Origin of the sequence: Corallococcus terminator (assembly GCF_003611635.1) — a bacterium.
GTDB lineage: Bacteria > Myxococcota > Myxococcia > Myxococcales > Myxococcaceae > Corallococcus > Corallococcus terminator.
Window position 1 is genome coordinate 1 of sequence record NZ_RAVZ01000004.1, and the last position, 12,119, is coordinate 12,119.

Genomic DNA, 12,119 nt, shown 5'->3' on the forward strand with positions numbered 1-12,119 from the left:
GCCTGGGGTTGCGGGGGCGGGACGAAGCCGTCCGACCCGATGGACTGCCAGGACACGGCGGCGGGGTGCCCGGCGGGGCAGCCCGCGGTGCCGAACGACGTTCCACCGCCCCCCACCGAACCGGAGACACCGCCAACGGAGCCAGACACCGGCTCCAACGAAACACCGCCTCCCGACAAGGAGCCGGAGCAGGTGCCGCCCGCGTCGGGCGCCACGCTGTGGCTGGCCAGGGAAGGCTCCGCCCAGGACGACCTGGCGCTGGACCTGGCGGTGGACGCCTCCGGGGACTTCTTCAGCGCGGCGGTGCACGACTACGACGACCTGGACGCCCGGGCCCCCACGGACGACTCCGTCCAACTGGTGCTCACCCGACGTTCGGGCGCGGGCCAGACGCTGTGGACGCAGGCCTATGACGTCCGCGTGGCCACGGCGCCCCTGGCGTTGCGCGCCGACGTCCGGGTCCGCATCGCGACGGACGGCGCGGGCGGCCTGCTGGTGGCCGGCAACCACCAGGGCCTCATCGACCTGGGCACGGGAAAGCTGGGCGACGGCACCTTCGTCGCGAGGCTGTCCGGAGACGGCGCCACGCTCTGGGCCCACGCATTGCCGGCCCTGACGGTGGCGGACGTGGCGGCGGATGCGCAGGGCCGGCTGTACGTCGCCTATACCGCCCCGGGCACGGTGGACCTGGGCGCGGGCGTGAAGGGCCCCAGCGCGGGCGTGGCGGTGTTCGCGCCGGACGGCACCCCGGAGCGGGCCTTCGCCGTGGGACAGGCGGAGTCCGACGGCGCGGGCGCGCAGCCGCTGGCACTGGCGCTGGCGGAGGACGGCAGCGTCGCGGTGGCGGGGCGGTACGAAGGCACCGTGCGCTTCGGCCCCCACGCCACGCAGGCCGCGGGGTCGGGCAGTCCGTTCGTGGCGCTGTACCGCGCGGACGGGACGCTCGGGTGGGCCAAGGTCCGGCCGGGCGTGAAGGGCGCCGCGCGGGACGTGAGCCGCGGCCCCACGGGCGACGTGGTGGCCGGCGGTGACTTCCAGGGCGGCTTCTCCTGGGCGAACGCGTCGCTGAAGGGCGCGGCCAATCCCAGCCCCTTCGTCGTCGTCACCGCCGCGGACGGCACCGAACGCTGGGCGAGGGAGATGGGTCCGGACGCCCAGATGCAGGGCGTCGCGGTGCAGGCCTCCGGCGAGGTGCTGGCGGTGGGCTACACATACTCGTGGCTGGAGAACGGCACCACCGGCCAGGACGGCCTGGGCTCCGCGCAGCTCTTCACCCAGCGCTTCGATGCGACGGGGAAGGCCCTGGCCTCCCGCCTCTTCCTGGGCGTCACGCCGGAGCCCCGGGGTGAGCTGTATGGCGTGGAGGCGGTGCCCGCGGTGGTGCTGATGCCGGACGGGGACGCGGTGCTGTATGGCCATACCGACCGCGTCACCGACTTCGGCGTGGACAAGATGAAGCCCCTGCGAGGCGACATCTTCCTCTTGCGCGTGAAGTACTGAAGCCACACGGTGGAGAAATGAAAACGGGCCCGGTGCATCCGCGCCGGGCCCGTTCGCATGTCTTCAATTCAAGACATCAACTCAAGACATCAGCTTCCGATTTCGACGTTCTCCAGGACACCCAGCGCGTCGGGGACCAGGAGGGCGGCGGAGTAGTACGTGCTCACCAGGTACTCGCTGATGGCCTTCTCGTTGATGTCCATGCGGCGCACGGAGATGCCCGGCTCCACTTCGTCCGGGAGCTTTCCGGGGTGCAGGCCGATGACGCCCTGATCATCCGCTCCGGTGCGCAGCACGAGGATGGAGCTCGTGAGCGTGTTGGAGATGGGGATCTTGTCGCACGGCAGGATGGGCACGCCGCGCCACCCCATCATCTTGCTGCCAGCCACATCCACCACCGTCGGGTAGATGCCCCGGCGATTGCACTCCCGGCCGAAGGCCGCGATGGTGCGCGGGTGGGCCAGGAAGAAGCGTGACTTGCGACGGCGCGACAGCAGCTCGTCCATGTCATCCGGCGTCGGCGGCCCGCTCCGGGTGTTGATGCGCTGCTTCAGGTCCGCGTTGTGCAGCAGGCCGAACTCAGGGTTGTTGATGAGCTCGTGCTCCTTGCGCTCCTTCAACGCCTCCAGGGTCAGCCGAAGCTGCTCGGCCGTCTGGTTCATCGGGTCGTTGTAGAGGTCCGCCACGCGGGTGTGCACGCGGAGGATGGTCTGCGCCAGGCTCAGCTCGTACTCGCGGGGCTTGAGCTCGTAGTCCACGAACCCGCCCGCCAGCGTGGGCTCGCCGTGGTGGCCGGCGTTGAGCGGGATGGCGGCCTGCCCTGACTTGTCCTGGGGCTTCTTCAGGTTCGCCTTGTACTGGGCCACGTGGGCGCTCAGCGCGGGGGCGTTCTTGATGAGGTCCTCGAACACCTGCTGCGGCAGCGCCATCACGGTGCAGGCGGTGTTCGCCTTCACCGTGAAGGGCCAGACGTCGTTGGACTCCACCACGGCCGAATCGCCGAAGTGGTCGCCGTCCGCGAGCGTGTCCAGGACGACGGGGTCGCCGAACTTGCCCGTGCCCAGCTTCGTCGCCTTGCCGTGCGCGATGAGGAACACGTGCTCGGCGGGCTGGCCCGCCTCCACGATGGAATCACCGGCCTTGTACTGCTTCTGCACGAAACGGCTCGCGAGCGCCCGGACCGTCAGGCCTTCCTCGTCCGCGTCGAACCCGCGCAGCAGCGGCAGCTTGAGCAGCTCCTGGGGGATGACCTCCACCTTGGTACCGACGTTGGTGAAGTTCAGCCGGTCGTCGCCCACGGAGTACGTGAGGCGCCGGTTGACGCGGAACACGCCGTTCGTCGCCACCCAGGGCAGCATGCGCAGCAGCCACCGCGGGGAGATGCCCTGCATCTGCGGCTGGGACTTGGTCGTCGTCGCCAGCTGGCGTGCACCGGCCGTACTGAGGCTGGAGTGCTCGGTGCCGCCGTTGTTGATGGGATTCGCCATGAAGAGAGCTCCGGAAGTGCGTGGGGGCCTGGGACTACGAGCGACCGATTTCGACGCTCTCCAGGATGCCCAGCGCGTCCGGCGTGAGGACGGCCGCGGAGAAGTACGCGGTGACCAGGTAGTTCATGATGGCCTTCTCGTTGATGCCCATGAAGCGGACGTTGAGGCTGGGCTCGATCTCGTCCGGGATGCCGGCCTGGTGCAGACCGACGACGCCCTGGTTCTTCTCACCCACGCGCATCAGCATGATGGAGCTGGTGCGGGACTCGGTGACGGGGATCTTGTTGCAGGAGACGATGGGGATGCCGCGCCAGGCGGGGATCATGTTCCCGTTGAAGTCCACGCTGGTGGGGTAGATGCCCTGGCGGTTGCACTCCTGGCCGAACGCGGCGATGGCGCGCGGGTGGGCCAGGAAGAACGACGGCTCCTTCCACACGGTGGACAGCAGCTCGTCCATGTCGTCCGGCGTCGGCGGGCCGCGGCGGGTGTGGATGCGCTGCTTCAAGTCCGCGTTGTGCAGCAGGCCGAACTCGCGGTTGTTGATGAGCTCGTGCTCCTTGCGCTCCTTCAGGGCCTCCACGGTCAGACGCAACTGCTGCTGGGTCTGGTTCATGGGGTCGTTGAAGAGGTCCGCGACGCGCGTGTGGATCTGCAGCACGGTCTGCGCGACGCTGAGCTCGAACTCGCGGGGCGACGTCTCGTAGTCCACGTAGGTGCCGGGCAGCACGGGCTCGCCCTTGTGGCCGGCGGCCAGCTCGATGGCGGCCTGGCCCGACGTGTCCTGCTTCTTCTTGGAGCGCGCCTTGAACTCGTCGATGTGCTTGCTGAGCGACGGGGCCTGGGCCACCACCGCCTCGAAGGCGGACTGCTGGAGGATGAGCACCGTGACGGGCGTCACGGCCTTCACCGTGAACTGCCAGTAGTCCTGCGACTCCAGCAGCGCCTGGTAGCTGTAGTGGTCGCCGTCGGCCAGCGTCTCCAGCACGGTGGGCTCGCCGTACTTGCCGGCGCCGATGCGGTTCACCTTGCCGTGCGCGATGAGGACGATGGAGTCGGCTTCCTTGCCGGCCTCGGTGATGACCTCACCGGCCTTGTACTCCTTCTGCGTGAAGCGGTTGGCCAGGGCCGCGAGCACTTCCGCGTCCTCGTAGCCGCGCAGCAGGGGCAGTTCGCCCAGCTCCGCCGGGATGACCTGCACCTTGGCGCCGGTGCTGGTGAAGGTGACGCGGCCGTCGCCCACGGCGTAGCTCATGCGGCGGTTGACGCGGTACGTACCGCCGGACACCTGCACCCACGGCAGCAGCTTGAGCAGCCACCGCGAGGAGATGCCCTGCATCTGCGGCTCGGACTTGGTGGTCGTCGCAAGCTGACGTGCCGCCGCGGTCCCGAGGCTCAGCGAGTTCTCATCGTGCGTCTTGGAGTTCGACATGGGTCACCTTTCCCTAGGTTGAAAAGACAGAAGTTGAAGAAATCAAAGCCTGTTCACTGCGAAGACAGAATCAGGGGCGCTCGCGCTTGAACAACTCCGCGACCTTCATCGCGGACGTGCCCAGCGCGCCAAGACTGCCGAGGTTGCCGGTCTTGAACTTGGGAATCGCGGCGTCTCGCAATTCGAATTCCTTGTAGCGGTCCACCGCCGCGTGCCACATCGGGATGCCCGCCATCCACTGCTGGAGCTGCTCCACGTACTTGTGCAGCTTCTCCTGCCCGTCCGTGTCCAGGTCGAAGGAGCGGATGACGACCGGGATCTCCTTGGCGACCAGGTGCTCGAACTGCTTCATCCGGGCGGTCATCAGGTGGTTCAGGACGAGGACGGCCTCGTCCTTGTCCACGCCCAGGAACTTCTGGACCACGAGCACGCCGTTGTTGAGCTCACCCTCGAACTCAATCTCCTTCTGGTAGGAGAAGATGTCGTTGACGAAGCAGGCGTAGTCGGCGGCCGAGTTCTCCAGCGCGCGCATCGTGCGCGTCTTGAAGACAGCCTCCGGGATGGCGTCGCCCTTGGACAGGCGCGACAGGCTCATGGTGAGGTCGGAGCCGAACGTCTTGCGACGCATCTCCACGTAGTCCACCGGGTCCGGCACGCGGTTCAGGATCTGGTTGTTCAACTCCCAAACCCAGCTCTCCGTCATGTCCTGGATGGCCTTGCGGAACAGCTTGCGGCCGTAGGCGGAGAGCGGGCCGGCCGTGCGCTTCCACAGGTCCGCCAGACCGATTTCCACGGGGTTGGTGGGCACCGCGGCGTTCACGGCCTCCACGTCATCCGGCATGAACTGCGTGAGGCGTGCGTTGAACAGCTTCGCGCCCGGCATGTCGCGCGTGTAGCTGTAGAGCGCGGGGAAGTAGTCGTCCGCGTAGGTGCCCCACACCAGCCAGCACGCCGTCAGGTCCAGTTGTTCGGGGAGCGCGTCCGGGTGGATGAGCGCGCCGCAGAGGGCCACGTCCGCGACGTCGAACTTGTGGTCGTCCCAGATGTAGAGCCCCACGCCGGGCAGTTCGTCCAGCATGCCCATCCGGCGCGCCCAGTCCTTGGAGTTGCGCCGCGCGCGCTCCAGGTGGGGGCTCAGGTACGTGCTGTAGGGCATGTAGAACTTCGGCAGCTTCACCGGGCCCACGTGCTGGCGGGGGACGTGGCTGAAGCTGCGGGCGCGAGGCCCCAGGCCCAGCGCGCCGGCCGTCAGCGGCAGCTTGATGGCGGACATGCCCAGGCCGCTGGGCAGCGGGATGGACAGCTCCCGGTTCTCCCGGCCGGCGGTCTGGTTCATGTAGCGGTTGGAGCGCATGTGCCACTCGTGGCCGCCGGACTGCCAGTCCTGGAGGCCGCGCAGGTACAGCATGACCTGCGCCTGCTCCGCCGGGTTCAGGCCGTACTCCGCGAAGAGCCAGGGCAGCTCCGTCGCGGCGGTGTTCTCGAACTGCTGGAGCCGGGACGTCAGCAGGTCGTTGACCAGGTCCGCGGCGCGCTGCGTGTCGCACTCGAGGAACTTCTCCACCACGAGCACGCCGTTGGAGAGTTCGCCCTCCTCCAGGATTTCGCGCTCGTAGGAGAACAGGTCGTTGCGCAGGTGGACGGCGTCGGAGAACGTGTCCTTGAAGACGCGCATCGGGCGGCTCTGGACGACGCGGGCCGGGATCTCCGCGACGGCATGCTCCACCAGGTCCGACGACCACGGAGCGCCACCGACCTTGCGGCGCATCTCGATGTATTCGATGGGATTGGAGACGCGCGCCTCGCTGATGTTCTCGATTTCCCACATCGATTCATCGAGCAGGTGCTTGGTGTTCTCGTAGAAGCGGCGGCGCCACTCCATGGACATGGAGGGCACGGTGCGCTGCCACAGGTTCCACAGGCCACGCTCCACCGCGTTGGTGGGCTCCGGCGGCGTTTGCGCCAGGTCCAGCGGCATGAACAGCGGCAGCCGGTCCAGGTACGCCTGACCGCCCTGGATGTCGCGCGAGTACTTGTAGACCTCCAGGAAGTGGTCGTCGAAGTAGAAGACCCAGACGTACCAGTCGGTGATCAGGTCCAGTTCGATGCTCGGCGCTTCCGGGTGCGTGTACGCGCAGAGCAGCGCGTAATCCATGCCGTCGAAGCGACGCTCGCTCCAGACTTCCCGCTGCGTCCCGTCGTTCGCGGGGCCCAGGATGCCCATCTCGTACGACCACGCCTTGGTGTGGACGCGGGCCGCTTCGAGGTGGGGGTTCAGGCGCGCGGGCCAGGGAACGTAGAAATCGGGCAGCTCGAACGGCTGCTTGTGACGCGCCTTGGACATGGTGACCCCTCGTTGAACTCGCGCCCCTTGTAGTGGTGTTGGGAAGCCGACTCCACGGTAAACGTGGTGCTCCGAAGATTTTGAATTATCTCGGGAATTAGGAATAGCGGACTGGGTTGACCTTCACCCACCGTCCGTCATGGGTTTGTTTCCGTGTTGGCGGGAACCCGTTGCAGATTGGCATTTCCGCCACTCACGGCCGGTGCGGAACGGCAGGCAAAAGGCATCCACCGGCGGGTCGTTCCGACCCGTCGCGAAAGGATCCACATGCTTGCCCAAATCGTCCTCTTCGACGGCTTCGACCTGTTGGATGCGCTGGCCCCCTATGAAGTGCTGTGGGCGGGTGGCGACATCGCGGGGGGCGCGTTGAAGGTGGAGCTCGTTTCCTTCGAAGGCGCTCGCGAGGTGCCGAGCACTCCCACAGGTATGTCGGTGAAGGCCACGGGCCGCATCGACCTGGAGCGCGCGGACCTGCTCATCATCCCGGGCGCCGCGGGTTCGCTGGGTGGAGGTGGACCGGGCTCCATTCCGGCGCTGCTCGCCAGCGCCGTGGGGACGGGGCTGGCGGACGTGCTCCATCAGGCGTTGGGGAAGCCGGGGCTCACGGTGGGCACGGTGTGCGGAGGCTCGCTGCTGCTGGGCATGGCGGGGCTGTTGAAGGGGCGCCGCGCCACCACGAACCACTCGGCCCTGGAGGCGCTGAAGGCCACGGGGGCGGACGTCATCGCCGCGCGCATCGTGGACGACGGCAATCTGGTGACGGCCGCGGGCGTCACGTCCGGGTTGGACCTGGGCGTGTACCTGCTGGAGCGGACGGTGGGGCCTCGCGTCGCGCACGGCGTGGAAGCGCTCTTCCAGTTCGAGCGGCGCGGCACGGTGTGGCGCGCGCAGGGGCATGAAGCCCTGGCCTGGTGAAGTCCTTCCTCTCTTCGACTCAACCGAGAAGCGCACCCATGAACGACCTCACGAACATGACGTCCGTGTGTTCGGGGTCACTGCTGCTGGCCGCTGCGGGCCTGCTGCGGGGCTACCGCTCCACGTCGCACTGGGCGGCGCTCGAACCCGGCCCCTCCCTTCAACGCGGGCACGCCGGATGCTGCGGGCCCTGAGCTGACGCAGCGGGTGCTCCAGTTCCTTGATGAATCCCAGCAGCACCTGCAGCGGCTCTCCGACGATGCCTGGAGCGCCATCGCGGCTTGAGCGGAAGCGGGGAGCGGGCCGCAGCATCACCGATGGGATAGCCTCCTGCGGCTTGCCCGAGAGTAGGAGGCTTCCGTGTATCGGCAGGAGAGAAAGGTGCGGATGGGGATGCTGATGGGAATCAGCATCCTCGGAACCTTGAACCCGCCGACAGCCCATGCGGAGCCTCCCATGACCAAGGCCCCCAGTTGCATCAAGCGGGGTTGGCCCGCGACCGTCACCTGCGGAAGCACACCGTGCTTCGTTTCGAGCTGTGGCGAAGGCAAGTGCCCCTACTGCTTCATCAAAGGCATGGACGATCTCGCCATCAAGGGATGGGCGGTCTACACGTGCGCGAGCGGTGACTCCGTGACGGGCAAGGCACTGCTGTTCAACACGCTGCCCTTCAACGCTCGCCTGGGGCCCTTCTGTGGCTGAGGCCGCGTGGGAACAGGAAGCGGCCTTCGTGGCGGAGGCGCTCAATCTCCTGACCGTGCTGGCCGCACCGCGGCTCTACGCGCGGTGGTGCACGCAAGCCCCGGCGGAGGAGCTGCGTACAGTGCTCCAGTCCCGCACGGCTGCGCTCGCGGCGTTCTGCGCGAAGGCGTGGGGGAGCCCGGATGCGGAGCGCTTCCGCTCAGCAGCCTCCAAGGTGCGAACGCTTGCCGAGTCCCTGGCGGGCGCTCCCCCCAGAAGCCTCATGGAACCCGGATGGAACACCCAGGCCCGCGAATGCCTGGGAGCGCTCGGTTTTCCAGCGCCTCCTGAAGGATGGGACGCCTTCGAAGGGTGGCGCGCCGACGGCGATTCCTAACGGTGCGGCGAGCGACGCGACGGGCTTTTGCGAGCGCCCGCACGGGTACCGTCGGGCCGCGCTTCGTGGTCGTCTTGCGCGCGCAGGCCCCCCGAGCCCCTGTCGTGGTGTCCTCTTCCTTCACGCCACTCCGTTGACGGCGTCGAGCCCGAGAAACGAGCAAGCCCTCTCGGGCCTTACTGACGGGGTTGCACTGGCGCCGGAGGTACTGGCGCCGGGTGGGGAGGTGACGGTGGCACAGGGGAAGCCGGAGCCTCGGGCGCAGACGGAGAAGGCGAGGCAGGTGGAGCTATCGGTGCGAGCGGAGCAACCTCCTGGTCCGGAGGGGACCCGGCGTCAGGTGGCGCTGAATCCGAAAGGTCCTCGCCAGCCGGAGTCGGAGCTTTCGCAACCACGACGCCCTGGGGCGTCACCGCATACACCTCCCACCAGTCGAGAACGCGTCCGCTGGGTCCGCCGCAGCGATGAAACCGTTGGTCCACGACCACGAAGTACAAGTCGGACGTTGGGCCCGTGAAGACGGAGACATCCAAGCCCTGCTCCGGGCTTGAGCACCCCGCGAACAGGTCCGGAAACGGGTTGGTCCGCACCACCTCACGGATGGCCCCCGCCGCTGCGAGCGCGGCACCGGCTTCCATGGACTCGGCGACAGTCCTCGCCGAATGCTCGTCCGGCCACGTCACCTCGCCCTTCCAGACGACAGCGGGCGCAGCACACCCGTGAAGCAACGCGGCCCACCCAGCAAGCGTCAATGCCTTGATCATTTTCCACACCTAATCACGGAGTAACCGCAACCCACCGGTGCGACATTCGGGAGCCACGCTCCGGAAGGGCGGGCGAGCGCTGCGTGGGGCGCAGATTCCCAGCGTGACCCACCGAGCCCGGACATCGCTCCACTGCTGGACCTCGCCCGTGGGGAAGTAGCGCAGAAAGAGGCGAGTCCCATCCTGGCGCTCCGCCACCAGCGCCGAGGCCATCTCGATGGCGGAGTTCTTGAAGAGCGCCGGAACAGGGTTCCCAGGGATCAGGCGCACTTCCGCCATGGAAACGAAGGGTTTGAGCACGTCCGTAGGCCAGACGCCGAGGTCCTGAGAAGACGGGGCCCCAGCACACGGATGGTTGTGGACATAGCCTACGACCCACACCTGCGAAGACGGGAAGTCATCGTCCTTCACCACGAAGAACGGCTTGCAGGCCTCATGGCTCCCCCGGATGGGCTCCGCCACCCGCCAGGACAGGGAGTCACGACTGCCCGCCACATACACGGTCGAGCAGTACTCCGTGGACAACCCCACAATGGGACGCCGCGTTCCCGCATCACATGTCTTCGCCCCCGGAAGCTTCAGCATCGCCTCCGCCACATCCCGCAGGAGTCCTATCGGGATGGAAGCATCCCCCGCGGGCATCACCACGGAGGGCACTTCCGACCACGGCCCTCGCGCCATCTCCGCATCGGGAGCGAGGATGGTGGGTGGAGTGGAAGCAGCGCATCCCCCCAGGAAGAGCAAGAGCGGGACGCCAAGCTTGAAGGAGCCGAAGGAGGCCATCGGCGCCGAGTATAGAGGCGGCGGTCGCAGCCACTGCGCGCGCCCTTGCGGCGCGGGGAGCGCGCATCCCTTCACGGGACGGCCACCCTCCCCACCTCCCGCCAGCGAAAGTCCTAACGGCGCGGCGAGCGACGCGACGGGCTCTTGCGAGCACCCGCGCGGGTGTTCTTCCGAGCCGTCGTGCCGCGCTTCGCGGTCGTCTTGCGCGCGGTGCGACCCGCGGCGGCGCGACGGACCGGCGACTTGCGGGCCCCACGCTTGGCGGTGGCGCGCTTCGCCGTTCCGCGCTTCGCGGTGGCGCGCTTGGCGGTCCCACGCTTGCCCGCGGCCTTCTTCGCGGAGGGACGCTTGCCGGCCGCCTTCTTCGCGGACGTGCGCTTCGTGGTCGCACGCTTCGCGGCCCCCGTGCTGCGGCGGGGCGCGGCCTTGCGCGCGCTCTTGCGCTTCCCAGAGGCACGGCGGCGCGACGGCGTGGCGGACTCACCGACCGGCATCACGGTGTTGGACAGCGACGGGAACTCGTTCGGGTCCTGCGCGTTCGTTTCGGTGTTCATCAACAGCCTCCAGGTTCGAAAACACCTGGAGGGTACGCGCAACCGCATGAAGTCAACCCATGCGCCCCCATGCAGATGCACGCCATCCAACGAATGCTCGCGTGACAGCCATCGCGCGAGGCCGAAAATCCGGCCCCGGCGCGCACGGGTCAACGCTTCGCTACACAGCGCCCTTCAGGAACGCGGCCAGCTTCTCGTACGCCACCGCGAGCGGAGGGATGGGCGCGCTCTCGTGGAGCTGGTGCGCCTGCGCCGTCTCACCGGGCCCGAAGTTCACCGCGTCCACGCCCCACTCACCGAAGCGCGCCACGTCCGTCCACGCCTGCTTCGACGCGGCCGGCAGTCCCGTGAGCGCCATCAGCCGCTGGAAGAGCGGGTTGCCCGCCGCCACCGGTCCACTGGGCGACGCATCCGTGAACTCAACGTCCGCGCGGCCCGCCACCAGCGCCAACACGTCCTGCTTCGCCTGCGCCACGCTCTTGCCCGGGGCGAAGCGGTAGTTGAGGTTCAGCTCGAACGCCTCCGGCACCACGTTGCGCGCCCGGCCTCCCTTGGCCAGCGTCGCGCTCATCACCTCGTAGAAGGGGAAGCCCGCGACGTTCACTTCCACGCGCTCGCGCCCCAACAGCTCCGTCAGGAACGGACCCGCCTTGTGGATGGCGTTCTCCCCCTGCCACGGCCGCGCCGAGTGCGCGCTGCGCCCGTTGAAGCGCACCGTCACCTGCATGCTGCCGACACAGCCCACCTGCACCACGCCGTCCGTGGGCTCCATCGCGATGCCGAAGCTCACGCGCGACAGGTCCGGCCGCTTCTCGTACAGCGGGATGAGGCCACTCTCCGCGTAGGCCCCCTCCTCACGCTCGTACAAGAGGAAGGCCACGTTGACGGGCAGCGTGTCGCGGCGCAGGTCCTCCGCCAGCGCCATCATCACCGCCAGGCCGCCCTTCATGTCGGAGGCGCCCAGGCCGTGCACGCGCTCACCTTCGATGCGCGGCGTGCGGCCCACGTCGCCCGGATGCATGGGCACCGTGTCCAGATGTCCGATGAGCGCCACCGTGGGCCGGGGGTCGTCCAGCGACCCCAGCAGCAGCGTGTGGCCTACGCGGAAGACGTCTTCACGGCGGAAGTGACGCAGCGCCCAGCCCTCGACGTGGTCCGCGATGGGACCCTCGTGGCCAATGGGGCTGTCGATGCGGCACAACTCGAGCGTCGTATGGGCAAGACGGGCGGCGAGGTCGTTGGAAGCCATGCGCGGCCCACCATAC

The 12,119-nt window shown here is 68.2% G+C and carries 10 protein-coding genes; 4 read left to right on the top strand and 6 right to left on the bottom strand.

Annotated elements, in window-relative coordinates:
- Positions 1 to 1,500, top strand: a 1,500-nt coding sequence (locus tag D7V88_RS01100; RefSeq protein ID WP_208726054.1) for an NHL repeat-containing protein, incomplete at its 5' end; no start/stop codon positions are given.
- Between the two features lie 89 nt (positions 1,501 to 1,589).
- Here D7V88_RS01100 and D7V88_RS01105 read toward each other — a convergent pair.
- The 3 genes from D7V88_RS01105 to D7V88_RS01115 all read right to left on the bottom strand — a co-directional run bounded on the left by D7V88_RS01105 (position 1,590) and on the right by D7V88_RS01115 (position 6,760).
- Positions 1,590 to 2,987 (bottom strand): family 2B encapsulin nanocompartment shell protein, encoded by a 1,398-nt coding sequence (locus tag D7V88_RS01105; RefSeq protein WP_120538715.1) that lies wholly within the window; start codon positions 2,985 to 2,987, stop codon positions 1,590 to 1,592.
- A 34-nt stretch (positions 2,988 to 3,021) separates the two neighbouring features.
- Positions 3,022 to 4,416, bottom strand: coding sequence for a family 2B encapsulin nanocompartment shell protein (locus D7V88_RS01110; RefSeq protein ID WP_120538716.1), 1,395 nt, complete (start codon positions 4,414 to 4,416; stop codon positions 3,022 to 3,024).
- Positions 4,417 to 4,486: 70 nt separating this feature from the next.
- The gene (locus D7V88_RS01115; RefSeq protein ID WP_120538717.1) at positions 4,487 to 6,760 is read right to left on the bottom strand and encodes a family 2 encapsulin nanocompartment cargo protein terpene cyclase; all 2,274 of its coding nucleotides are present in this window, start codon (positions 6,758 to 6,760) and stop codon (positions 4,487 to 4,489) included.
- Between the two features lie 267 nt (positions 6,761 to 7,027).
- Here D7V88_RS01115 and D7V88_RS01120 point away from each other — a divergent pair, with 267 nt between their 5' ends.
- The 3 genes from D7V88_RS01120 (at position 7,028) to D7V88_RS01130 (ending at position 8,377) form a co-directional block, all read left to right on the top strand.
- Complete coding sequence (locus D7V88_RS01120; RefSeq protein ID WP_120538718.1) at positions 7,028 to 7,675, top strand: DJ-1/PfpI family protein; 648 nt, start codon at positions 7,028 to 7,030, stop codon at positions 7,673 to 7,675.
- Positions 7,676 to 7,713: 38 nt separating this feature from the next.
- Entirely contained in the window at positions 7,714 to 7,869 is a 156-nt protein-coding gene (locus D7V88_RS44120; protein WP_244237893.1) for a hypothetical protein, read from the top strand.
- A gap of 262 nt (positions 7,870 to 8,131) precedes the next feature.
- Positions 8,132 to 8,377 carry a hypothetical protein gene (locus tag D7V88_RS01130; protein WP_147448558.1) on the top strand — a complete coding sequence of 82 codons (246 nt, stop codon included), beginning with the start codon at positions 8,132 to 8,134 and terminating at the stop codon, positions 8,375 to 8,377.
- 1,149 nt (positions 8,378 to 9,526) lie between these two features.
- Here the strand turns inward: D7V88_RS01130 and D7V88_RS01145 are convergent.
- From D7V88_RS01145 to dapE, 3 genes are all read right to left on the bottom strand, one after another.
- Positions 9,527 to 10,300, bottom strand: coding sequence for a hypothetical protein (locus tag D7V88_RS01145; protein ID WP_244237894.1), 774 nt, complete (start codon positions 10,298 to 10,300; stop codon positions 9,527 to 9,529).
- Between the two features lie 113 nt (positions 10,301 to 10,413).
- On the bottom strand, positions 10,414 to 10,854 hold the full coding sequence (locus tag D7V88_RS01150) for a cell envelope biogenesis protein TolA (RefSeq protein ID WP_120538722.1): 441 nt from the start codon (positions 10,852 to 10,854) through the stop codon (positions 10,414 to 10,416).
- A gap of 160 nt (positions 10,855 to 11,014) precedes the next feature.
- The gene (dapE, locus tag D7V88_RS01155; RefSeq protein WP_120538723.1) at positions 11,015 to 12,103 is read right to left on the bottom strand and encodes a succinyl-diaminopimelate desuccinylase; all 1,089 of its coding nucleotides are present in this window, start codon (positions 12,101 to 12,103) and stop codon (positions 11,015 to 11,017) included.
- Positions 12,104 to 12,119: the final 16 nt, after the last annotated feature.